The following is a 22,826-nucleotide window of genomic DNA, read 5'->3' on the forward strand; positions in this document are numbered from 1 at the left end:
CGGACAGGTCGAACCGGACCGCTTTCAAAGCATGCCCAGGTGCGAAGCGTTTGCGGTTTGCGCGTGAGGTAGTAGGCAGCTTGGTTCGTGCCCACCGCAGGTCGCGTTTCAGCGTGTAGCGGGGGGTACGGGGTAGACCCCAAGGGGATGATGTTTGCCATTGAAAACCGTCCTTTGCCATCTGGCAGTTGTTGAAGACGGTTCCGAAGTATTCGCACCCCGAACTTTCCCGAGAAAGTCCGCAAAACCCCGAATTTCGGGACGAACGCTAGCCCTACATTCGGTGAACCAGCGAAGGAAAAATTGAACTCCCCAGGTTGCTGGGTGGGGCTTCCTTGTACTTTCCGCGACTCTTGGCCCAAGCAACAGCGGCATTCTTGCGATAACGGCCATGCCCGGCGTGCGCAACCTCTTTCAGCCCATTTCGTGAGGCTTCAGACAAGTCGTTTTCAATGCTCGGCCAACGAGGGCGCAAGGCATCAATCAAGTCCCCCCTCTTCAGAATTTCGTCTTCCGGGTCATCGGCTGGAGCGTTGGATGCAGTGGCAACAGCAGAGGCTTCAGGTTCGCCCTTTTCAGCAGCCTGCCCTGCTGGTCGGCCCCAGCCCCAAAGGCTGTGCGCGGTTGCAAAGTCCACAGCCACCAGACCCGCGCCATGCGGCTCTCGCTCGTAAAACTCGAAAGGGGTTTCGGTGCCCGAGTCGTACTCGGTCGGGAAGCCCGGCGCATTCACGCCCCGAGAGAGTTCACGGGGGTCCATCAACCAGCTTTGCAGGCCATGCACTGAAGCCACGGCAGGCGTGAATTTCTCCAAGTATTCAGCGTCGTGAAAATAGCGGGCACCAGCGTCCCATCCGCTGGGCATGGGCCGGGCGAAATCCACTTGGTCCAACCCATAGGCAACAAAGCCGCTCCCCGCTTGTTCTACCTTGGAAATCACCTGTCGGACCGCCTCGGCAAGAGGCAATTCATGGGGTGGACGCATCAACCATTTGACGACTTCAGCCAAACGCACCAGACGCCCGGCAGGGCCTGCCTTGAACCGCAATGCACGGCCATTCCAGGTTGACACCCACCCTTCCTCTGGCTCAATGGCTGGCGCTGGAATCGCCACCTCTGGGCTTGGTGCCTGTGCCAACACCTGTACTCCTGCCGAAACGCCGCGCAACTTGAACCAATGGGCCACATGGGCGCTGGGTTCTTCGCCTTGCTGCTGGAGCCAGTTTGCGATGGCTTGGGCCTTGATGCGAATGACCTCAATGTCCATGTATTGGGCGGGCTCTGTGTAGGCGTATCTCCGACCATTGCGGGTGTATTTCTCGGGCCATGACCCAAACTCTGAAGGGTGTACGTCTCGTGCTGGCGCTGTTTGCTGCCGATGAGTGGAAATTTCGCTCGGTAGCGCCTTTGTGTGACACGCCTCAGTGATGGCCTGAACGAGCGACGCGCACCTGTTTCGCGCTGTGATGTCGCCTTTGACCCATGGGCGTTGAAGCCGTCCAAGCTGCGCAGGTGTCATGCACAACGGCCATCCACTTTGTCGTTCTTCAGCGGTGAAGGCCCCGCCAGCAACCGCCATGGCATCGTGCCACTTCAAATCAACAACCATGTGCATCCTCCCGAATGCAGCCCCCGTGTGAAAGGAGCCCCGGCAAGTCAGCGGGAGGTCTGACGGTTCGGCAGGATTGCGGCCCTGCCTAGCCGAGGCGAAACCGATGTTACAAGCCCACCATCAAACAAGCCCGAGCTCGGCCAAGCTGGTGGAACCTCCCGCCGACACCACAAAATGGTCCAGCACCTTCACTTCCACCAGCGCCAGCGCGTTTTTCAGGGTCAGTGTCAACTGGCGGTCGGCTGCCGACGGTTGCAGGCTGCCGCTGGGGTGGTTGTGGGCCAACACCACGGCTGAGGCCCCGTGGTGCAGGGCGCGAATGACCACTTCACGCGGGTACACGCTGGTCTGTGTGACCGTGCCGCGAAACATTTCCTCAAACGCCAACAGGCGGTGCTGGCTGTCGAGAAACAGCACCGCGAACACCTCGTGGGGCCGGTCCCCCAGGGCCAAAGCCAGGTAATTGCGCACCGACTGCGGGCATTCAAACAGCGGCCCGCGTGTGCGCAGCCTTTGACCCAGGATGGCCAGGGCGGCATTCACCACAGCCTGTTCATGCGCGGGCATTTCGGGCTCCCCAAACCGATTCACGGGCTTGCCGACTGCAAACGCCGTGGCCACTTCTCGGGCCTCGGCCTTGCGCCGGGTGCGGGGTTTGGCTGTGGGTGTGGCTGGCGCTGGAAAAGGGGCTTCGGTGACTTGTGCCATGGTCAGCCCTCCCCGCCCTGTTGCAGCAGCGTACAGCCCTGCTTCAGGGCACTGAGGCCCCGGTGTGCCTTGGCTGTGGCCGTGGCCCAGCCGCTGGGGCTGCAATCTGGCCCGGTGAGCTGGCGCAGGGCGTGGCCCAGGGCGTTGACGGCCTGCATGTGCAGGTGCACCAGGTCGGCAGGTTGGGGGCTGTGGGCGGGTTGGCGCACGGCGTGGGCCGGGGTGTGTGCGGGCGCAGCGCGGCGGCTGGCCAGGTGAATGACCGTGGTCATGGGGCAGGCTCCTTTTCGAGACTGGAAACCCACTCGGCACCGTGTTCAGCGGCAACGGGTGGACGGGATGTTGAACACACGGGAAAAGCCGTGCCGCCAGCCTTACGGACAGACGCATCCCGCCCAAAACAAACGCGGCAGGGGTAACCCCGGCCACAGCGCCAGCTTTGACCATGGGCCAAGGCAGGCAGTGTTCAGACGTGACAAAACCCCGCTTGTCGGTGGGGGTAGCAACCGCTTTTCCGAAGGTGTGTTCAGCACCGGGCCTTTCGGCTTGCGGGCATTGTGCCATGGGGTGCGGTGGGGGCGTCAAGGGGGTGGGGAGAACGAACCTCTGCCCCCAGCCGCCCCCTTGCTCCCGCCGCACACAGCGCCAGCGGGTGGCCCATGGTTGCAAGGATTGTTAAACTTTGTGCTACTTCAACCAACCAAGGGGCAGCGCATGCACACATCAACACTTCGGGCTGCGGGCGGCTCCATCGCCTTGACCATTCCGCAGCCACTGGCCCGGCTGCTGTCGCTGCACGCTGGTGAAGCCGTCACGCTGGAAGCAGAGGGTGGACGGCTGGTGGTGGCCCCCCAGCGGCGCAAGCGCTACACGGCGTCCGACCTGGTGGCCATGCAGGGCAAGGCCCCGCTGCTGGTGGATGCCGAATGGGATGCCATGCCCGCCACGGGTACTGAGGCAGCGCTTTGACCAGGCGCACGTTTGAACGGGGCGACATCATCGCCTTGGGCTTTGACCCCACCAAGGGCCGGGAACAGCAGGGCACACGGCCTGCCCTGGTGCTGACCCCAAAAGCCATCAACCGACTTGGGTTGGTGGGGGTGTGCCCCATCACCCAGGGCGGCGGCTTTGCCCGGGATGTGGGCATGGCCGTACCGCTGATGGGCGCAGGCACCCAAACGCAGGGCGTGGTGCTGGTGCAGCAGTTCCGCATGATTGACGCCACAGCCAGGGGCGCACGCCTCATTGAACGCGCCCCGGATGATGTGACCGAGGAAGCCCGAGCCCGAGTGGCCGCACTGGTGGACTGACAGCCACCCAGCACCCACACGCCCAAAGAAACCCTGTACTGGCGGCTACACAGTGGCTACACGGCCAAAAACACCCCCAGCAAAAAGCAAAAAACCCGCTTCATTTCTGAGAGCGGGTTTTCTATGTCTACTGGCGGAAAGAGAGGGATTCGAACCCTCGGTACAGGAGAACCTGTACGCCGGATTTCGAATCCGGTGCATTCGACCACTCTGCCATCTTTCCGGGTCGTTTCAGGTAAGCCAGCGATTCTAGCAGCCTCAGGCCTTGAGGACTTCCACGCCGCCCATGTAGGGGCGCAGCACGGCGGGCACGGTGATGCTGCCGTCGGCGTTCTGGTGGTTTTCCAGCACGGCCACCAGGGCGCGACCCACGGCCAGGCCGGAGCCGTTGAGGGTGTGCACCAGCTCGTTCTTGCCCTGGGCGTTCTTGAAGCGGGCCTGCAGACGGCGGGCCTGGAAGGCTTCGCAGTTGCTGACCGAGCTGATTTCACGGTAGGTGTTCTGCGCGGGCAGCCACACCTCCAGGTCGTGGGTGCGGGTGGCACCAAAGCCCATGTCGCCGGTGCACAGCACGATGACGCGGTAGGGCAGCTCCAGCTTTTGCAGCACGGCCTCGGCGTGGGCGGTCATCTGCTCCAGCGCCTCGTGGCTTTTTTCGGGGTGGGTGATCTGCACCATTTCCACCTTGTCGAACTGGTGCTGACGGATCAGGCCGCGGGTGTCGCGCCCGGCGCTGCCCGCTTCGGAGCGGAAGCAGGGGGTGTGGGCGGTGAGGCGGATGGGCAGGTCGGCCTCGGCCACGATCTCGTCACGCACGAAGTTGGTCAGCGGCACTTCGCTGGTGGGGATGAGGTACAGCGCCTGGGTGTCGGGCACCTCTTCGCCGTCCTGGCCGCCCTTCTTGGCGGCAAACAGGTCGCCCTCGAACTTGGGCAGCTGGCCGGTGCCGCGCAGGCTTTCGCCGTTGACGATGTAGGGGGTGTAACACTCGGTGTAGCCATGTTCCTGCGTTTGCACGTCCAGCATGAACTGCGCCAGCGCCCGGTGCAGGCGGGCCACCTGGCCCTTCATCACGGTGAAGCGGGACCCGGCCAGTTTGGCGCCGGTTTCGGGGTCCAGGCCCAGGGGCAGGGCCAGGTCCACATGGTCCTTGGCCTCGAAGCCCAACGGGGCGGGCTGGCCGCCCAGCCCACCTTGGGGTGACCAGCGGCGCAGCTCCACGTTGGCGTGTTCATCGGCCCCCACGGGCACGCTGTCGTGCGGCAGGTTGGGCACGGCCAGCAACAGGGTTTGCAGCTCGGCCTGGATGACGTCGAGCCGGGCGGCAGAGGCTTCCAGCTCGGCCTTGGCGGCGCTCACCTGGGCCATGACGGCTTCGGCCTCGGCGTGCTGACCCTTGGCCTTGAGCCCGCCGATCTGTTTGGACAGGCTGTTGCGCTGGGCTTGCAGCTCTTCGGTGCGCATCTGGAGGGTTTTGCGTTCGGTCTCCAGGGCGGTGAAAGCGGCCACATCCAGGTAGGGCTGTGGGTTCTTGCGGGTCTGGAGTTTGGCGATGACGCTGTCCAGGTCTTTGCGCAGCAGGGAAATGTCGAGCATGGTGAGGTCAGTTTTACAAGGTTTTTTGGCATCCAGCGCTTTCAAATAAAGCGCAAGCAGCTACAAATTCAGGAGTTATCAGGAACCGAGGCCTCGTCGTCGAGTTTCAGCCCCTTGGGCAGGGGAAAGCGCACGGTTTCTTCAATGCCGTCCATTTTGCGCACGGCCACCGCCCCCAGCTCGCGCAGGCGTTGCACCACGCCTTGCACCAGGTGTTCCGGGGCCGACGCCCCGGCGGTGATGCCCACACACGCACGGCCCTCAAACCACTGGGGCTGCAACTGGCTGGCGTCGTCCACCATGTGGGCGGGGGTGCCCAGCTTGGCCGCCAGCTCGCGCAGGCGATTGCTGTTGCTGCTGGTGGGACTGCCCACCACCACCACCACGTCCACCTTGGCGCTGAGGAGCTTGACGGCGTCCTGGCGGTTCTGGGTGGCGTAACAGATGTCCTGCTGCTTGGGCGAGCGGATGTGCGGAAACCGCGCCTTCACGGCGGCGGTGATCTCGGCAGCGTCGTCCACGCTGAGGGTGGTTTGCGTGACCACGGCCAGGCGCTCGGTCTGGCGGGGCTGGACGCGGGCCACGTCTGCCACGTCTTCCACCAGGTGGATGCCCTCGCTCAGCTGCCCCATGGTGCCTTCCACCTCGGGGTGGCCCTTGTGGCCGATCATGATGAATTCAAAACCCTCTTTGGCCAGCTTGGCCACCTCCACGTGGACCTTGGTCACCAGCGGGCAGGTGGCATCAAACACCTGAAAGCCCCGCGCCTCGGCCTCCTGCTGCACGGCCTTGCTGACGCCGTGGGCGGAAAAGATCAGCGTGGCCCCGGGCGGCACATCGGCCAGGTCTTCGATGAAGATGGCGCCGCGGGCCTTGAGGTCGTTGACCACATGGGTGTTGTGCACGATCTCGTGGCGCACGTAGATGGGCGCGCCGAACTTGGCCAGCGCCCGGTCCACGATGTCGATGGCGCGGTCCACCCCGGCGCAAAAGCCGCGGGGCTCCGCAAGCAGAATGTCAACCGCCATCACAGCACCCCAATCAGCTTCACCTCGAAGCGCACCGGCTTGCCGGCCAACGGGTGGTTGAAGTCGAACTGCACGGCCCCGTCGGCACGCACCGCCAGCACCGTGCCGGCGTAGCTGCCCAGGCCGTCGGGGGTGGGGAACTGCACCACGTCACCGGGCTGGTACTGCTCGTGCGGGTCGCCCAGCTGGCTGAGCAGCTTGCGCGCCACCCACTGCACCATCTGCGGCTGGTGTTCGCCAAAGGCCTCGCCCGCGGGCAGTTCGAACACATGCTGGCTGCCTTCTTCCAGGCCCAGCAGGCGTTCTTCCAGCGAAGGCGACAGCTCGCCCGAGCCCAGGCTGAGGGTGGCGGGTTTGTCGGCAAAGGTGTTGACGATGTCACGCCCCTGCGCGTCGGACAGGCGGTAATGCAGGGTCAGGAACGATCCGGATTCAACAAGGGGCATGGTGCAAGGGGGGTGAGGGGGCCGGGCGCGGCAGGCACCTGCCGCTGGCTAAACTGCCGCTATTGTAGAAAGTTGGCCCCATGAACCTCAAAGCCCTGCCCGCCGACGCCCGTCCGCGCGAAAAGCTGCTGGCCCGCGGGCCCGGGGCCCTGTCCGACGCCGAACTGCTGGCCCTGCTGCTGCGCACCGGCATCCAGGGCAAAGGCGTTCTGCTGCTGGCGCAAGACCTGCTGGACCGCTTTGGCGGCATGGCCGGGCTGCTGCACACCTCCACCGACGCGCTCAAGGCCATCAAGGGCCTGGGGCCGGCCAAGCGGGCCGAGGTGGCCGCCGTGCTGGAGCTGGCCCGCCGCGCCCTGGCCCAGACGCTGCACGAGCGCCCGGTGTTCGACAGCCCGCAGGCCGTGCGCGACTACCTGCAGCTGCAACTGGCCGCCCGGCCCCACGAGGTGTTTGCGGTGCTGTTCCTGGACAGCCAGCACCGGCTGCTGGCGTTTGAAGAGCTGTTTCGCGGCACGCTCACGCAGACCAGCGTGTACCCGCGTGAGGTGGTGGTCCGCGCCCTGCACCACCAGGCCGCCGCCGTGGTGCTGGCGCACAACCACCCCAGCGGCAGCCTGCAACCCTCGGTGGCTGACCAGCACCTCACCCAAACCCTCAAGGCCGCACTGGCCCTGGTGGACGTGCGTGTGCTCGACCACTTCGTGGTGGGGCGGGAAGGTGCCACCAGCATGGCCGAGCTGGGGCAGGTGTGACGGCGGTGGGGGCTGCGGGGCCGTGATGCCTCAAGCCGCCCGCAATTCGCCCCACCCCGCCTGCTGAGGCCAGCCCTGCACCCATTGGGGCACATCGGCCGCGGGCATGGGCCGGGCAATGCCGTACCCCTGGCCGTGCACACAGCCCAGCGCCAGCAGCGCCAGGCCGTGCTGCACCGACTCCACCCCTTCGGCAATCACCTGGCAGCCAAAGGCCCGGGCCAGGCTCACCACACCGTCGATGATGGGGCGGTTCTCCGGCTCGTGGGTGAGGGTGCGGACAAAGCCCTGGTCGATCTTGAGCTGCGACACCGGCAACTGCTTGAGGTAGGCCAGCGACGAATACCCCGTGCCAAAGTCGTCCAGCGAGAACTTGACCCCCAGGTCCTGACAACCCAGGATGACGCGCCGCACGTGCGCGGTGTCTTCCAAGGCGCTGGTCTCCAGGATCTCCATTTCCAGGTAGTGGGAGGGCAACTGCGGCTGGGTTTGCAGCAGCGCTTGCAGGCGCTCCAGGAAATCGGGCTGCTGCAACTGCCGTCCGCCCACGTTGACGCTCACCGGCAGGTGCAGGCCTTGCGCCGCCCACTCGGCCGCCTGGGCCAGCGCGGTGCGAATCACCCATTCGCCCAAATCCACCGCCACCAGATCGTCCTCCACCAGGGGAATGAACACGCCCGGTGACAGCAGCCCCTCCACGGGGTGCAGCCAGCGGATCAGCGCCTCCACCCCCACCACCTCCCCGGTGCGCATGTTGACCTTGGGCTGGTAGTGCAGCACGAACTCGTCGCGGGCCAGGCCTTGCTTGACGGCATCCACCCACTGGCGAACCGTGCGTGCCGCCGAATCCTGCGCCAGATCGAACAGGTGGAAGCGGTTGCGTCCGTCCTGTTTGGCCTGGTACATGGCCTGGTCGGCGTGGCGCAGCAGCTGCTCCGGCTCGGAAGCGTCCTGCGGGTACACCGTCACGCCGATGCTGGCCGACACCTGCAAGGTCAGCGGCCCCACCGCGATGGGGGCCGAGGCCGCGTCCAGCAGCCGCTGCAGCACCTGCGTGAAGTCGGCGTGGGCGCCCAGGTCGGTGAGCACGGCCACGAACTCGTCACCCCCCACCCGGGCCAGGGTGTCACCCTCGCGCAGGGACGCGGCCATCTTGCGCCCCAGCGCCACCAGCAATTGGTCGCCCACCTCGTGGCCGTGCTGGTCGTTCACCTGCTTGAAGCCATCCAGGTCCAGGTAGACCACCGCCATGGACTGCTCGTGGCGCTGGCAGCGGGCCATGGCGCGGTTGAGCCGGTCGTTGAGCAGCACCCGGTTGGGCAGATCGGTCAACGGGTCGTAGTGGGCAATGTGCTCCAGCCGCTGCTGATGCTCCTTGATGGAGGTGATGTCGCTGAACAACCCCACGTAACACTGGAGCTTGCCCTGGGCATCGGTGACGGCGTTGATGCTCAGCATCTCGGCATACACCTGCCCGTCCTTGCGGCGGTTCCAGACTTCGCCGTACCAACGCCCGTGTGCGGTGATGTCGCTCCACATGGCCGCGTGGTATTCGGGCGGGTGGAGGCTGGACTGCAACATGCGAGGGTTCTGGCCCAGCGCGTCGTCGCGGGTGTAGCCGGTGATGCGGGTGAACGACTCGTTCACGTCGATGATGACCCCGTCTGGGTCGGTGATCACGATGCCCTCGTGCGCGTGGCTGAACACGCTGGCGGCCAGCTGCTGCTGCCGCTGCGCACGCTTGCGCTCGGTCACGTCGCGGGACGACGCCACCGTGTACGGCTCCCCGCCCATGTCAAACCGATTCAGGCTGACCTCCACCTCCAGCAACTGGCCCGAACGGGTGCGGTGCTGGGTTTCGAACACCTCGGACCCGTTCATCGCCAACCGTTGCTGCCAATTGGCGGGAGGCAGGCGCTCTTCCCACAGGGAGAAGTGAACCCCCAGCAGCTCGATGCGCGAATACCCCAGCATCTCGCAAAAGCGGTCGTTGGCCTCCACCAAATGGCCGCGGCGGTCCAGGATGTGGATGCCGTCACTGGCGTGTTTGAGGATGGCCGCGGTCTTGTCGTACTCCTTGCGCAAGGCCCGCTGGGCCTGATCGGCCTGCACCTGGGCCACCACCAGGGACTTGCGCCGCCCCCAATACACCCAGGCCGCAGCCCCCAGGGCCACACACAGCGCCAACACCGTGCCCCAGACCAGGCGACGCTCCTGCCGCCAGTCGGCCAGGTAATCGAACTCGGACAAGCCCACGTTGACATACAACGGGTAGCGCTGCGAACGCACAAACGACACGGTGCGCTCCACCCCGTCGATGGGGGTAACCGCGCGGTAGGTCCCCACCGTGCGCCCCTCGTCCAACAACGCCTGAAGCTGGGGCGAAATGTTGCGCACCCCCACCGCCTTGCCAATGCCCTCTTTCTCGGGCAGCCGCAGGATCACCCCCATCTGCTCGTCGCGCAGCGACACGGCCCCTTGCTGGCCCACCGGCACCTGCGCCAGCAGCCGCTCCAGTTGCTCCAGGTCCACCGACGCCACCAGCACCCCCAGCAGGTGGCCATTGACATCCACCACCCGACGGGCCAGGTTGATCGACCACCGCCCCGAAATGCGCCCCACCTGGGGCCCGGAAACGGCCAGCTCCACCGCCCCGGACAAGGCCTTGAGCACGTAGTCGCGGTCGGTCACGTCCACATCCACCTCCTGGTAGCCGGTGGACAGCGAGAAGGCATGCCGCAAATGCCCGTCGGGCATCATGAAATAAAACGCATTGGCCTCGGGAAAGTGCCGCCCGTGCTCCGACAGCGTCCAGCGGAAATCCGGCACGCACCCCTTGCGGTCGCCCGCACAAGCGGCCAGATCGGCCGCCATGGAACGCATGCCCAACTCCACCCCGCGAACGGTCAGGGTGATGGACGTTTCCAGCATGCGCGCCGCGCTGGCCGAATCGGTTTCGGCCACCTGGCGGTAGCTGGCCTTGCTGATGTCCAGGCCCAACGTGGCCAGCAGGGCCAGTGCACAGGCACACAACCCCACCCAGCCGCACAGACGCCAGCGCAAACGCGTCAGCTGCTGGGCCACGGCCTGCTCAAGTTCACTCATGTCTTCCCAACGGGTGCGTGTTTTGATCGTCATTTTTTTTTCATATCTCCCCAGACCGGATCATGACACGGTTGCTTCAGCGGATGAAGATACAGTCGCGGACTGGCCACGGATTCACCCGACCGCCCCCTCTTCGCACAGCACATCAGCGCCCCGATGACTTCCGCGATCCAATCGCAACTCAAGCTGATCCGGCAAACCTTGCAGGACCGGGTTCGCGCCCGCGCCGCCGCCCAGGCGGCCGCGCAAGCCGCCGCGCGCGCCGCCCAGGCCGACACCCTGCTGTTCCGCCAGGCCGTGGGGCCGGTTCGTCCCTTGCGCACGCCCACCCGGGTGGTGACCCGCCCCACGCCCGCAGCCCCGGTGGCCCGCCAGCGGGAGCTGGATGAACGCGCCGTGATGCACGAGGCCATTTCCGACGAATTCGACGTGGAAAGCCTGCTCGACACCGACGAAGCCCTGAGCTACCGCCACCCCGGCGTCAGCCCCGAGGTGGTGCGCAAACTGCGCCGCGGCCACTGGAGCCTGCAAGGCCAGATCGACCTGCACGGCCTGCGCTCCGACGAAGCGCGCACCGCCCTGGGCCAGTTCATCCGCGACGCCCAAAAAACCGGTTGGCGCTGCGTGCGCGTGGTGCACGGCAAGGGCCTGGGTTCACCGGGCCGCACCCCGGTGCTCAAAGGCAAAACCCAGCGCTGGCTGGTGCAGAAAAAGGAAGTGCTGGCCTTTGTGCAGGCCCGGGCCTCCGACGGCGGCGCGGGCGCCCTCATCGTGCTGCTGGCGCCCAGCCCCTGAGTGGGGGGTGGCGCACCTGCACACGATACAAAATCAGTAGCTGCTCACGCTTTATCAAAAAGCGCTAGAGCCCATTTTTCTTCAAGTTCTCACCACGGCACCGCCGCGGGCGTGCCTTGGTGGTACAGCAGCTGCCATTGCGCCCCAACCTGCCGCCACACCGACGAACGCAAGGTGTGCAGCGTCAGCCCGCCCTCGGGCGAACGGTGCGCCGAGCGGTAGCTCAACAACACCGCCCCGGGTGCCAGGGGCGTGAGCGCAAAGTGACTGGACTCCACCGCGGGCGGCGACGGCTGTTCGCTCAAGAAGCGCACAACCGTGGCACGGCCATACGCCCGCCCGGAACGCCCCACCTCGTGAAAGTCGGGGTGCAGCAAGGCCTCCAACCGGGCCGCCGAACAGCGAACACCCGGGTGATGCAGTTCGACTTCCAGGGCTTGCAGGGTGGACAGGAGATCGGTCATGGCACTCACCAGAACACACAGGTGGCAAAAAAAACGGCAGCGAACAGAAATGCTCCCCAAAACCATCGTTGCGTCAGCGCGGGAGGCTCGGTGCCAAACACTTGAATACACAGAATGATCCACTCGGGCATGAGCGCTGCCACGACGCCGCCCGCCATGGCGCCAGATTTCACAAGCAAGGCCCATGGCACCGAAACCACTGTGACCTCCGTCCAATGCACCCAGAGTGCAGCCACCGCCAATGTGGCGCAGGCACCCAGCAACGCACCCAAAAGGGCGATCGCACCTCGGTACACCGCTTCATCAAGCATGCTGAATGTCTTGGTCCGCAATCGTCACCTCCCCATCTGAACCCGGTTCGTTCCCCGGGTTGACACATGATGCCCGCTCCCGCCCCGGTTGCAGCACAGGTCAGCATCGACCCAAATACTACAAAATCAATAGCTACTCACGCTTTCATTACAAGCGGTAGACGCCAATTTTCCTCAAAGAATGGCCGCCCTCTGGCCCGGGGCGCGGCGGGCGGGGGCCTGGGCGCTGGCTGGGGGCTTGAATGCTGGCCCCTTCGGGGTTCCCTGCGGAAATAACGGCCCCCACGCTCCCTGCGGTCGCTGCCCCCCAAGGGGGCGTTCACCGCCTTGGGAACGGCCCTGCGGCGGTTCATCGGGCGATGGGAGCGTCGCGGAACTCACGCCGCTTTGCTGCGCAAAGCTCTGTTCAGACAACCGCGACAAGTCAGACCACGAAGCACGCTGCGCGTGCCTCCCGCCACCCTGTGCTTCTCGGCTGCGCATGTGCGCCCCCACCCAGCGCCCAGGCCCCCGCCCGCCGGGCCCCGGGCTCGCCACCGCTTCAGGCACCCGCGCGGTTGCGCATCCAGTCGGCGGTCTGGAAAAAGCTCTGCCGCAGCCGTTGCCGCAGCTCGGGGTCCACGTCCACCTCGCCCATGGCCTGGTCCATGCAGGCCAGCCATTGGTCGCGTTCCAGCACCCCAATGGAAAACGGCATGTGCCGCATGCGCAGGCGGGGGTGGCCAAAGCGTTCCACGTAATGCTGCGGCCCGCCCAGCCAGCCGCACAAAAACCAGAACAGCTTTTGCCGCGCCTCGTCCAGCGTGCTGCCGTGCGCCGCCCGCAGCTCGGTGTAGGCGGGCTCCAGGTCCATCAGGTCATAGAACCGATCCACCAACGCCTGGATGGCCGCCTCGCCCCCGATCCATTCGAACGGGGTGATGCCGGGTTGGGAGGGGGTGTCGTCGTCGGTCATGTCGTTGTGGTCGTCTCGCAGGGGTTACAGCGCAGCCCGGCGCAACGTAGCCACCACCGGGGTGCGCAGCACCGGGCGCAGGGCCCACCAGCCGGCCAGCCAGGCCAGGGCGCCACCGGCCAGCGCGGCCAGCAGCGGCACCAGGGGGGAAGGCCGCCACGCAAACTCGAACACCCAGTGCGCCAGCCCCCAGCCCACGGCCAGGGCCACGCCCGACGCCAACAGGCCCGCCAGCAGGCCCACACCCAGCAGCTCGGCCCGTTGCACCCGGGCCAGCAGGCGCGACGAGGCACCCAGCGCCCGCATGATGGCGAATTCGCGCTCACGCTCGCCCCGTGTGGCCGACACGGCGGCAAACAGCACCACCAGCCCCGCCGTGAGGGTGAAGCCGAACAGGAATTCCACCGCCCGGATCACCTGCCCCAGCACCTGCTGCACCTGGGCCACGGTGGCGCTGGTGTCCACGGCGGTGATGTTGGGAAAGTCGCGCACCAGCGCGTTGTCGAACCGCGCCGTCTGGGCCGATGGCACGGTCTGCCCCGGCACCGACCCGGGGGCGCGGAAGGCGGCGATGTAGGTCACGGGCACTTCGGCGTCGGTGCCCGCGCCCATGTCGGCCACGGGGTACATGACGAAGAAGTTGACGCGCATGCTGGCCCAGTCCACCTTGCGCAGGCTGGTGACGGTGGATTCGCGCAGCACGCCCGCCATGTCGAAGGTGATGCGGTCGCCCAGCTTCAGGCCCAGTTCCTTGGCCAGGCCCTCTTCCACGCTGGCCCCTTGGGGGTCGTTGGCGGTCCAGGTGCCGCCCGCCAGGGTGTTGTGGCCGGGCATCTGGGCGGCGTGCGACAGGTTGAACTCGCGCTCCACCAGCCGTTTGGCCCGGTCGGTCTTGAAGCTTTCGGGCTGCACGGGCTGGCCGTTGAGGGCCACCAGGCGGCCCCGGATCATGGGGTACCAGTCGTGTCGGGCCACACCGCCTTGGGCCAGCGCGGCCTGGAAGGCCTCGGCCTGGTCGGGCTGGATGTTGATGACAAAGCGGTTGGGCGCGTCGGGCGGGGTGGCGGCGCGCCAGCTGTCCACCAGGTCGGTGCGCAGCAGCACCAGCAATACCAGGGCCATGAGGCCCACCGCCAGGGCGCTGACCTGCACCACGGCGTGGGCGCTGCGGGCGCTGAGCTGGCGGGTGGCCAGCGACAGCCACTGCGGCGCGGTGGCCTCGTTGACCAGGCGGCGCAGCAGGCGCACGGCCAGCCAGGCAGCCCCTGCAAACAGCAGCACCGCCCCGCCAAAGCCGCCCACGGCCAAGCCGCCCAGCACCGGGTCACGGCCCACGGCCATCAGCATGGCGGCAAACCCGGCCAGCCCCAGACCCAGCACGCCCGCCGAGGCGGGTTTGAGCCCGCCCACGTCGCGTCGGATGACGCGCAGCGGCGGCACCTGCGCCAGTTGCAGCACCGGCGGCAGGCCAAAGGCCACCATCAAGGTGAGCCCCAGGCCCAGGCCCAGGGCAGCGGGCCACAGGCTGGCGGCGGGCAAGGCCACGTCCAGCAAGCCGCCCAACAGGCCCACAAAGGCATGGTGCACGCCGTAGCCCAGCAGCACGCCCAGGGCGCTGGCCAGCAGGCCCACGCCCAGGAACTCCAGCGCGTGGGCGGTGGCCATCTGCCGTTGCGACAGGCCCAGCACGCGCAGCATGGCGCAGTCGTCCAGGTGGGCCTGGGCAAAACCGCGGGCGGCCATGGCCACGGCCACGGCGCTGAGCAAGGCGGCCAGCAGGGCCACGAGGTTGAGGAATTTTTCGGCGCGGCCCAGGGTTTGCGTCATTTCCGGGCGGCCCGATTCCAGCGACTCCAGCCGCGCACCACGCAGGCGGCCTTGTTCGATTTCGGCCTGCGCCCAGGCGGAAAAACCGCGCACCGCGGCCTCCGGCCCCACCAGGGCCAGGCGGTAGGCAATGCGGCTGGCGGGTTGCACCAGCCCGGTGGCTGGCAGGTCGTCGGCCCGCACCATGACGCGGGGGGCAAAACTCATGAAGCCCGCGCCCCGGTCGGGTTCCTGGGTGATGACGCCGGCAATGCGAAAGCGGGCGTCGCCCAGCCACAGCTCCTGCCCCACCGCGAGGTTGAGGGCGCTGAGCAGCCCGGCGTCCACCCAGGTGGTGCCTGCCGGGGGCACGTCGGCCACGGGCTGGCCTGCCGCCTCGGGCTGGGGGGCCACCTGCAACTGGCCGCGCAGGGGGTAGCCCGGGGCCACGGCCTTCAGGGCCACCAGCCGGGCGGTGCCGCCCTGTTCGTCGGGCGCACGGCCCATGGTGGGGAAGCTGAGGGTCTGCACCGCCTGCAGGCCGCGCTGGCGCAGCTGCTCAGCCACCGCAGGCGGGGCGGGCTGGTCGGAGGCCAGCACCGCGTCCCCCCCCAGCAGCTGGCGGGCGTCGCGCTGCAGGCCGCCTTGCAGGCGGTCGGCAAAAAAGCCCACCGAGGTGAGCGCGGCCACGGCCAGCGCCACGGCCACCACCAGCAGGCGCAGCTCGCCCGCACGCCAGTCGCGCCACAGCGAACGCGCGGCCAGCCGCCAGACGCGGGTCACTTGGTGCCGAAGATGCGGTCGCCCGCGTCACCCAGGCCGGGCACGATGTAGCCGTGGCTGTTGAGGCCGCGGTCCACCGCGGGGGTGTAGATGGGCACGTCGGGGTGGCGGTCGTGGAAGGTCTTGATGCCTTGCGGGCAGGTCACCAGGCAGGCAAAGCGGATGGAGCGGGGGTTGGTTTGTTTGAGGCGGTCCACCGCGGCCACGGCGCTGTTGCCGGTGGCCAGCATGGGGTCGAGCACGATCACGTCACGCTCGTGCATGTCTTGCGGCATCTTGAAGTAGTACTCCACCGCCTGCAGGGTGTCGGGGTCGCGGTACAGGCCGATGTGGCCCACCCGGGCGCTGGGGATGACGTTGAGCATGCCGTCCAGAAAGCCGTTGCCCGCCCGCAGGATGGAGGCCAGCACGATCTTCTTGCCGTCAATGACCGGCGACATCATGGTTTCGAGCGGGGTCTCGATCTCGATGTTGTGCGTGGGCATGTCGCGGGTGATTTCGTAGGCCAGCATGGCGCTGATCTCGTGCACCAGTTGCCGAAAGCTCTTGGTGCTGGTGTCTTTCTGGCGCATCAGCGTCAGTTTGTGCTGCACCAGGGGGTGCTGGATGACGTGGACTTGGGGCTGGGACATGGCAGGCTTTCAGGCAAGGGGGCGGTTTTTCCCGAGGAAAAAGCCGCCCGCAACGGACATGCGCCAAGTGTAGGGGCTGGGAGAAACCCTGAGAGCGCACTCAGGCCACCGACCGTACCGATGCGTCGGCCCCCGTGTCGGGGCGGGTGGGAACGGCGTCGTAAATGAGCCGCTCGGGGTGCGAAAAGCACAGAAAACGCCGGTGTGTGGCCCGTCCAATGGCGCACAAGCCCACGCGCTGGGCCACCTCCAAGCCCATTTGCGTGATGCCGCTGCGCGACACCACCACGGCAATGCCCATCTGCGCGGCCTTGATGACCATCTCGCTGGTCAGGCGGCCGGTGGTGTAGAACACCTTGTCGTCCCCGCGCTGGGTGGCGGCATCCTGCAACCACATCCAACCGGCAATGGCGTCCACGGCGTTGTGCCGCCCCACGTCCTCGACGAACAGCAGCTGCTCGTGCCCGCGAAAGAGTGAACAGCCGTGCACCGAGCCGGCCTCCTTGTACACGCTGTCCTGCAGCCGGATGGTGTTGACGATGGCCTGCAATTGACTCTGCCGGACCTGGGCCTGGTCGGGCAGGCGGATGCCATCCACCGATTCCATCAGACTGCCAAACACGCTGCCCTGGCCGCAGCCGGTGGTGACCACCCGGCTGGCGGTGCGGGCTTCGATGTCGTCGATGCCATGGCGGGTGCGGACGGCGGCGGCACCCACCTCCCAATCCACCGTGATGGACTCGATGTCGTTCACCGACTGCACCAGCCGCTGGTTGCGCAGGTAGCCCAGCACCAGCCACTCGGGCTGGCCCCCCAATGTCATCAGCGTGACCAGCTCGCGCTTGTCCACGTACACCGTCAGCGCCCGCTCTGCCGGAATGGACAGCGAGCTGATGTCCCCCCACTCGTTGACCACCTGGACGGTGCGCGTCAGCGGCGCACGGGCGTGGGTCAGCGTGGGGCCACTCGGCACCAGCTTCAGGTGTTCAGCAGGCATGCTCAGGACTTCTTGGCCGGTTCTTTCGCAGCCGGGGCTGTGGGCGCGGAGGCCGCCGCAGGCACAGGGGGAACGAAAGGCCCCGGATCGGCACACGCGGGCATGGACGGTGCCGACTTGGAATCCTTCTTGGCGGTCTTGAAGTAATGCGCCACGGCCCGGTCCTGGGCCTTGCAGCTCAGATAGGCCTCGACCTTGCTGCCATGGGCCGCCTTGGCAGCGGCCTCGGCGGCCTTGGCCTTGGCTTCGTCGGACGGGGCGGGCAGCTTGGCCCAGGCAACACCGCTGACCAGGGCCAGCGACACGAGGGTGATCGGGAGTTTCATCGCAGGTTCACCTGAAAAAAGGGTTGGGCCTTCAGGCCGAAGCGGCAGACGCCGGGGACTGCGGTGCCTGGGGCGCCGCACCGCCACTGCGCTGCGCCGGGATCTTGCCCGCCTTGATGTCGTCGTACCACAGCTCGTGGTGTTCCTTGGCCCAGCCTTCGTCGACATAGCCGGTCTTCATGGCACCGTACGCCCCCTTGACGCCCACCGTGCCCATGTAGATGTGGCCGATCAGCAGCGTCAGCATCACCAGCGCCGCCACGGCGTGGATCATGTGCGCCACCTGCATGTCGCCCCGCAGCAGGCCGAACCCAGGCACCAGCTTGTCCAGCACCAGGCCGGAGCCCACCACCACCAGGCCGGGGAAGCAAACGCCCCACCAGAACATGCCCTTTTCGCCCGCGTTGAAGCGGTGCGACGGGATTTCGTGGTCGCCCAACATGCCACCGGCCTTGGACAACCAGACAAAGTCGGCCTTGTTGGCGATGTTGTCCTTGACGAACGTGACGATGACGATGATCAGCGACACCGCAAACAGCGGCCCCATGAAGTTGTGCACGTTCTTGAGGACGTAGGTCAGCCAGCCGAACAACGTGCCCCCGATCACCGGCAGGACGAAGAACTTGCCAAAGGCCATGACGATGCCCGACAGGCCCAGCATCAAGAACGCCGCGGCGTTGGCCCAATGGGCCACCCGCTCGAACGGGGTGAAGCGCTCGATCTTGCGGCCCGTGTCAGGCACATGCCCGCCCAGCACGCCTTTGGTCTTGTAGAAAATGCCCAGCGCCAGCAGCGTGATGAGCAGCAGCGACCCGCCATAGGGCAGGATCCACTGGTTGCGCACCTGCCGCCAAGCCTCGCCGGCATTGGTGGGGCGCAGGCCGGGGTAATCCACGGTGGCCTGGATGAGGTTGCCGGCCTCGGGCGCCTGCGTCAGCGGCAAGCTGCTGTAGCCGGTGACCCCAGACCCGACTTGGCGCCACATGGGCGCGTTGTTGCCGGGTTGGACCTTGGCGCGCTCGCCGTTGGTCTGCGTGGCATAACCCGGCTGCTCGCTGGCCTCGGGTTTGACCTCGAAGATGTTGGCGCTTTGCACACCGTTGGTGGCACTCGGGGCCGGTGCCGGGCTGCTGCCCTGCGCCAGGGCCATCGGCGCGGCCAGCGCAACCGCCAGCGACGCGGCCAGCAGCCAGGGGGTGAAACGTGGGCTCATGGGGAACCTCCGTTCAGTTGGTCACGCGCTGGTAGTCGCTCATGCCGTACTGGGCACGGGCCTTGAGCTGCTGGGTCCAGGCGTTGGAATCACCCGCAGCCCAACTGCCCTGCTTGAAGACCGTGGACTCGGTCCCCGTTGCAGGGGAAGCATCTTGCCCAGCAGCCGAGCGCCGCCCTTGAACCTGAGGGGCTTCGCCACAGGCCGCCAGCGCCAGGCACAGGGTTGCCAGCACGGCCACGCCGCCCAGCCGAACCTTGGATGAGGAAGTGTTGCGGACGGTCATGATGCTTTGCCCTCCTTGGCAGGCGTGGCAGCGCCAGGCTTGCCTGCGGTCTGCGAACCATAGGCCGTGCCCCAACCCCAGACCTCGGCCCCCTTGCCACGCTGCACCACGCGGGCACGCAGGATGTCGGCCACCACGTCGCCGTCACCCGCCAGCAGGGCCTTGGTGGAGCACATTTCGGCACAGGCGGGCAGCTTGCCCTCGGCCAGGCGGTTGCGGCCGTACTTCTCGAACTCGGCCTCGCTGCCGTTGGCCTCAGGTCCCCCGGCACAGAAGGTGCACTTGTCCATCTTGCCGCGCACCCCAAAGGTGCCTTGGCCCGGGAACTGGGGGGCGCCAAACGGACAGGCGTAGCTGCAATACCCGCAGCCAATGCACACGTCCTTGTCGTGCAGCACCACGCCTTCGTCGGTGCGGTAGAAGCAGTTGACGGGGCAGACGGCCATGCAGGGCGCGTCGGAGCAGTGCATGCAGGCCACCGACAGGGATTTTTCGCCCGGCAGGCCGTCGTTGAGGGTCACCACCCGGCGGCGGTTGACGCCCCAGGGCACCTCGTGTTCGTTTTTGCAAGCGGTGACGCAGCCGTTGCACTCGATGCAGCGCTCTGCATCGCAAATGAATTTCATGCGTGCCATGGTTCAAGCCTCCTGCCGAGCCGCCTCAAAGGACGCTTGCGCCCCCTCGGGGGGCAGCGAATGAATGTGAGCGTGGGGGTTCATTCTTTACGCCTTCTCGATGTTGCAGATCTGAGTCTTGGTTTCCTGCATCATGGTCACGATGTCGTAACCATATGCGGTGGCGGTGTTGACCGCCTCACCACGCACCACGGGCATCGCGCCTTCGGGGTAGTGGTCCTTCAGGTCCTGCCCTTGCCAACGGCCCGAGAAGTGGAACGGCAGGAACACCGTGTCCGGCCCCACACGTTCGGTCACCAGTGCTTGCACGTTGATGCGCGCCCCGGTGGGCGACACCACCCACACCCGGTCGCCATTGCGGAAGCCGCGTGCCGCCGCGGTGGCCGGGTTGACCTCGACAAACATCTCCTGCTGAAGCTCGGCCAACCAGGGGTTGGAGCGGGTTTCCTCGCCACCGCCTTCGTACTCGACCAGACGGCCCGAGGTCATGATGAGCGGGAACTTCTCGTACAGCTTGTCTTCGACGTTCTTTTTCTGTAGCGACTTGTACAGAATGGGCAAGCGCCAGCGGTTCTTTTGGTCGTCATGGCTGGGGTACTTTTCAACCATGTCGGGCCGCGTGCCAAAAATGGGCTCGCGGTGTTGGGGAATGGCGTCGGGGAAGTTCCAGACCACCGCCCGCGCCTTGGCGTTGCCGAAGGGGTGGCAGCCGTGGTTCTTCATGAACACGCGGATCATGCCGCCGCTGGCGTCGGTCTTCCAGTTCTTGCCTTCGGCCTTGGCCTTCTCGGCATCGGTCAGCTCGTCCCACCAGCCCAGCTTCTTCAGCAGCACATGGTCCAGCTCGGGGTAGCCGGTGGTGATGTCAGCCCCTGCAGAGTGGGAACCGTCTTCCGCCAGCAAGCTCACCCCCTCGCGTTCCACGCCGAAGTTGGCGCGGAAGTTGCCCCCGCCCTCCATCACGTGTTTGCTGGTGTCGTACAGGTTGGGCGAACCCGGGTGCTTGAGTTCCGGCGTGCCGTAGCAGGGCCAGGGCAGGCCGAAGTAGTCCCCGGTCATGTCGTAGCCGGTTTCCTTGTCCACCACGGTGCCCTTGCACTTGAGCGTCTTCACGTCAAAGGCGTGCATGTTGCGCATGTGGGCCTTGAGGCGTTCAGGGCTGTGGCCGGTGTAGCCAATGGTCCAGACGCTGCGGTTGATCTCGCGCAGGATGTCTTCCACCACCGGCTCGTCCTGGCCCTTGACCTTCTGCATCTGGTAGTTCTTGACCAGTTCCTTGCCAAACCCCAGTTTTTCGGCGAACTGGTACATGATCATGTGGTCGGAGCGGCTCTCCCACAGCGGCTCGATGACCTTTTCGCGCCATTGGACCGAGCGGTTGGATGCCGTGCAGGACCCGCTGGTTTCGAACTGCGTGGCCGCAGGCAACAGGTACACCGCCCGGTTGGGGTTGAGGTCTTCGGCCTTGCCGGGCATGGCCGCCATGGCCGCGGTGGCCGACGGGTAGGGGTCCACCACCACCAGCAGGTCCAGCTTGTCCATGGCGCGTTTCATCTCCAGCCCGCGCATCTGCGAGTTGGGGGCGTGGCCCCAGTAGAACACCCCGCGCAGGTTGCTGTCCTGGTCGACCAGCTCGTTTTTCTCCAGCACGCCGTCGATCCAGCGAGACACGGTGATGCCGGGTTTTTCCATCATGCCGGGGGCGTACTGGGCCTTGATCCAGTCGTACTCCACCCCCCAAGTGGCGGCAAAGTGCTTCCAAGACCCCGCGGCCAAGCCGTAGTAACCCGGCAGCGAGTCGGGGTTGGGCCCCACATCGGTGGCGCCTTGCACGTTGTCGTGGCCGCGGAAGATGTTGGTCCCGCCACCGGTCTTGCCGATGTTGCCCAGTGCCAGTTGCAGGATGCACGACGCGCGGACCATGGCGTTGCCAATGCTGTGCTGCGTCTGGCCCATGCACCACACGATGGTGCCGGGGCGATGGTCGGCCAGCATCTTGGCCACCTTGATCATCTGCTCTTCCTTGACGCCACAGACCTCTTCAACCTTGTCCGGTGTCCACTTTTCCAGCACGTCGGCACGCACCTTCTCCATGCCGTACACGCGGTCGTTGATGTACTTTTTGTCTTCCCAACCGTTCTTGAAGATGTGGTGCAGCAGACCGAACAGGAAGGGAATGTCGGTGCCGGACCGGATGCGCACGTACTCGTCGGCCTTGGCGGCGGTGCGGGTGAAGCGTGGGTCCACCACGATCATCTTGCAGCCGTGCTCCTTGGCATGCAGCATGTGCAGCATGGAGACGGGGTGCGCCTCGGCCGCGTTGGAGCCAATGTACAGAGCGACCTTGCTGTTTTGCATGTCGTTGTACGAGTTGGTCATGGCCCCGTAACCCCAGGTGTTGGCCACACCGGCCACCGTGGTGGAGTGACAAATGCGGGCCTGGTGGTCGCAGTTGTTGGTGCCCCAGAAGCTCACGAACTTGCGCAGCAGGTAAGACTGCTCGTTGCTGTGCTTGGACGAGCCGATGAAGTACACGCTGTCCGGGCCGCTGGCCTCGCGCAGGGTCTTCATCTTGGCGGTGATTTCGTCCAGCGCCTGGTCCCAGCTGATGCGCTGGTACTTGCCATTGACCAGCTTCATGGGGTAGCGCAGGCGGTACTCGCCATGGCCATGCTCACGCAAGGCCGCCCCCTTGGCGCAATGGGCACCGAGGTTGATGGGCGAATCGAACACCGCCTCCTGCCGCACCCAGACGCCGTTTTCCACAATCGCATCGGTCGCGCAGCCCACCGAGCAGTGGGTGCACACCGTGCGTTTGACTTCCACCTTGCCCTTGCCAACCGCCGCACCGGCGTTGGAGGCCTGGGCCTTTTTCACCAACGACAGCTGCGTGGCGGCCAGGCCCACCCCCACGCCCAGGCCGGAACGGCGCAGAAACCCCCGCCGATCCATGGTGGGCAGGGCATTGGCCAGGCCACGGCCCAGGTGATGCACCATCGCTGAGGCACCCGCGCGCGCGGTGCCCGAAGACTTTTTGGTCAACAACATGCGTGTCTCCTCTGG

At 66.3% G+C, this 22,826-nt stretch carries 21 protein-coding genes, 1 tRNA gene and 1 pseudogene; 4 read left to right on the plus strand and 19 right to left on the minus strand.

Annotation, left to right across the window (positions count from 1 at the left end; translation table 11 throughout):
- Positions 1 to 274: 274 nt before the first annotated feature.
- The 3 genes and pseudogenes from ACYVB7_RS05995 to ACYVB7_RS06005 all read right to left on the minus strand — a co-directional run bounded on the left by ACYVB7_RS05995 (position 275) and on the right by ACYVB7_RS06005 (position 2,592).
- Positions 275 to 1,267, minus strand: a complete 993-nt coding sequence (locus ACYVB7_RS05995) for a hypothetical protein (protein WP_460505763.1) — start codon at positions 1,265 to 1,267, stop codon at positions 275 to 277.
- 465 nt (positions 1,268 to 1,732) lie between these two features.
- A pseudogene (locus ACYVB7_RS06000) lies at positions 1,733 to 2,185 on the minus strand (JAB domain-containing protein); the annotation flags it as partial.
- 137 nt (positions 2,186 to 2,322) lie between these two features.
- Positions 2,323 to 2,592 carry a hypothetical protein gene (locus ACYVB7_RS06005; RefSeq protein WP_460505764.1) on the minus strand — a complete coding sequence of 90 codons (270 nt, stop codon included), beginning with the start codon at positions 2,590 to 2,592 and terminating at the stop codon, positions 2,323 to 2,325.
- A 442-nt stretch (positions 2,593 to 3,034) separates the two neighbouring features.
- On the opposite strand from ACYVB7_RS06005, the gene ACYVB7_RS06010 reads away from it, so the two are divergent.
- Both ACYVB7_RS06010 and ACYVB7_RS06015 read left to right on the plus strand, forming a co-directional pair.
- On the plus strand, positions 3,035 to 3,289 hold the full coding sequence (locus tag ACYVB7_RS06010) for an AbrB/MazE/SpoVT family DNA-binding domain-containing protein (RefSeq protein ID WP_460505765.1): 255 nt from the start codon (positions 3,035 to 3,037) through the stop codon (positions 3,287 to 3,289).
- Complete coding sequence (locus ACYVB7_RS06015) at positions 3,286 to 3,630, plus strand: type II toxin-antitoxin system ChpB family toxin (protein WP_460505766.1); 345 nt, start codon at positions 3,286 to 3,288, stop codon at positions 3,628 to 3,630. Before ACYVB7_RS06010 ends, ACYVB7_RS06015 begins: the two co-directional genes overlap by 4 nt.
- A 131-nt stretch (positions 3,631 to 3,761) precedes the next feature.
- On the opposite strand, the gene ACYVB7_RS06020 is transcribed toward ACYVB7_RS06015, so the two are convergent.
- The 4 genes from ACYVB7_RS06020 to ACYVB7_RS06035 form a co-directional block, all read right to left on the minus strand.
- Positions 3,762 to 3,853 (minus strand) — tRNA-Ser (locus ACYVB7_RS06020).
- Between the two features lie 35 nt (positions 3,854 to 3,888).
- Positions 3,889 to 5,226 (minus strand): serine--tRNA ligase, encoded by a 1,338-nt coding sequence (serS, locus tag ACYVB7_RS06025; protein WP_460505767.1) that lies wholly within the window; start codon positions 5,224 to 5,226, stop codon positions 3,889 to 3,891.
- 68 nt (positions 5,227 to 5,294) lie between these two features.
- On the minus strand, positions 5,295 to 6,254 hold the full coding sequence (gene ispH / locus ACYVB7_RS06030; protein ID WP_460505769.1) for a 4-hydroxy-3-methylbut-2-enyl diphosphate reductase: 960 nt from the start codon (positions 6,252 to 6,254) through the stop codon (positions 5,295 to 5,297).
- Positions 6,254 to 6,700, minus strand: a complete 447-nt coding sequence (locus ACYVB7_RS06035; RefSeq protein ID WP_460505770.1) for an FKBP-type peptidyl-prolyl cis-trans isomerase — start codon at positions 6,698 to 6,700, stop codon at positions 6,254 to 6,256. The genes ispH and ACYVB7_RS06035 overlap by 1 nt, the downstream gene beginning before the upstream one ends.
- A gap of 80 nt (positions 6,701 to 6,780) precedes the next feature.
- Here ACYVB7_RS06035 and radC point away from each other — a divergent pair, with 80 nt between their 5' ends.
- Positions 6,781 to 7,455: a JAB domain-containing protein gene (gene radC / locus ACYVB7_RS06040; protein WP_460505772.1), complete on the plus strand. Its 675-nt coding sequence runs from the start codon at positions 6,781 to 6,783 to the stop codon at positions 7,453 to 7,455.
- Between the two features lie 30 nt (positions 7,456 to 7,485).
- On the opposite strand, the gene ACYVB7_RS06045 is transcribed toward radC, so the two are convergent.
- Positions 7,486 to 10,593 carry a bifunctional diguanylate cyclase/phosphodiesterase gene (locus ACYVB7_RS06045; protein WP_460505773.1) on the minus strand — a complete coding sequence of 1,036 codons (3,108 nt, stop codon included), beginning with the start codon at positions 10,591 to 10,593 and terminating at the stop codon, positions 7,486 to 7,488.
- 123 nt (positions 10,594 to 10,716) lie between these two features.
- Between ACYVB7_RS06045 and ACYVB7_RS06050 the strand changes: the two genes are divergently transcribed.
- Positions 10,717 to 11,355: a Smr/MutS family protein gene (locus ACYVB7_RS06050; protein ID WP_460505775.1), complete on the plus strand. Its 639-nt coding sequence runs from the start codon at positions 10,717 to 10,719 to the stop codon at positions 11,353 to 11,355.
- Between the two features lie 89 nt (positions 11,356 to 11,444).
- Here ACYVB7_RS06050 and ACYVB7_RS06055 read toward each other — a convergent pair whose 3' ends face one another.
- The 11 genes from ACYVB7_RS06055 to ACYVB7_RS06105 all read right to left on the minus strand — a co-directional run bounded on the left by ACYVB7_RS06055 (position 11,445) and on the right by ACYVB7_RS06105 (position 22,811).
- Positions 11,445 to 11,819 (minus strand): nuclear transport factor 2 family protein, encoded by a 375-nt coding sequence (locus ACYVB7_RS06055; RefSeq protein ID WP_460505776.1) that lies wholly within the window; start codon positions 11,817 to 11,819, stop codon positions 11,445 to 11,447.
- Between the two features lie 5 nt (positions 11,820 to 11,824).
- The gene (locus ACYVB7_RS06060) at positions 11,825 to 12,130 is read right to left on the minus strand and encodes a hypothetical protein (RefSeq protein ID WP_460505778.1); all 306 of its coding nucleotides are present in this window, start codon (positions 12,128 to 12,130) and stop codon (positions 11,825 to 11,827) included.
- 541 nt (positions 12,131 to 12,671) lie between these two features.
- A complete protein-coding gene (locus ACYVB7_RS06065) occupies positions 12,672 to 13,085 on the minus strand; it encodes a group II truncated hemoglobin (protein WP_460505780.1) in 414 nt (137 codons plus the stop codon).
- 24 nt (positions 13,086 to 13,109) lie between these two features.
- Positions 13,110 to 15,674 (minus strand): ABC transporter permease, encoded by a 2,565-nt coding sequence (locus tag ACYVB7_RS06070; protein WP_460505782.1) that lies wholly within the window; start codon positions 15,672 to 15,674, stop codon positions 13,110 to 13,112.
- Positions 15,671 to 16,306: a uracil phosphoribosyltransferase gene (gene upp / locus ACYVB7_RS06075; protein WP_460505784.1), complete on the minus strand. Its 636-nt coding sequence runs from the start codon at positions 16,304 to 16,306 to the stop codon at positions 15,671 to 15,673. Before upp ends, ACYVB7_RS06070 begins: the two co-directional genes overlap by 4 nt.
- A 100-nt stretch (positions 16,307 to 16,406) precedes the next feature.
- On the minus strand, positions 16,407 to 17,303 hold the full coding sequence (locus ACYVB7_RS06080) for a formate dehydrogenase accessory sulfurtransferase FdhD (protein ID WP_460505785.1): 897 nt from the start codon (positions 17,301 to 17,303) through the stop codon (positions 16,407 to 16,409).
- A gap of 2 nt (positions 17,304 to 17,305) precedes the next feature.
- Complete coding sequence (locus ACYVB7_RS06085; protein ID WP_460505787.1) at positions 17,306 to 17,629, minus strand: hypothetical protein; 324 nt, start codon at positions 17,627 to 17,629, stop codon at positions 17,306 to 17,308.
- 31 nt (positions 17,630 to 17,660) lie between these two features.
- Positions 17,661 to 18,842: a formate dehydrogenase subunit gamma gene (locus tag ACYVB7_RS06090; protein ID WP_460505788.1), complete on the minus strand. Its 1,182-nt coding sequence runs from the start codon at positions 18,840 to 18,842 to the stop codon at positions 17,661 to 17,663.
- A gap of 13 nt (positions 18,843 to 18,855) precedes the next feature.
- Complete coding sequence (locus ACYVB7_RS06095; protein ID WP_460505790.1) at positions 18,856 to 19,128, minus strand: hypothetical protein; 273 nt, start codon at positions 19,126 to 19,128, stop codon at positions 18,856 to 18,858.
- Positions 19,125 to 19,763, minus strand: a complete 639-nt coding sequence (fdh3B, locus tag ACYVB7_RS06100; RefSeq protein WP_460505792.1) for a formate dehydrogenase FDH3 subunit beta — start codon at positions 19,761 to 19,763, stop codon at positions 19,125 to 19,127. Before fdh3B ends, ACYVB7_RS06095 begins: the two co-directional genes overlap by 4 nt.
- Before the next feature lie 87 nt (positions 19,764 to 19,850).
- Entirely contained in the window at positions 19,851 to 22,811 is a 2,961-nt protein-coding gene (locus ACYVB7_RS06105) for a formate dehydrogenase subunit alpha (RefSeq protein WP_460505793.1), read from the minus strand.
- Positions 22,812 to 22,826: the final 15 nt, after the last annotated feature.

It is taken from the genome of Hydrogenophaga soli, from assembly GCF_054777695.1.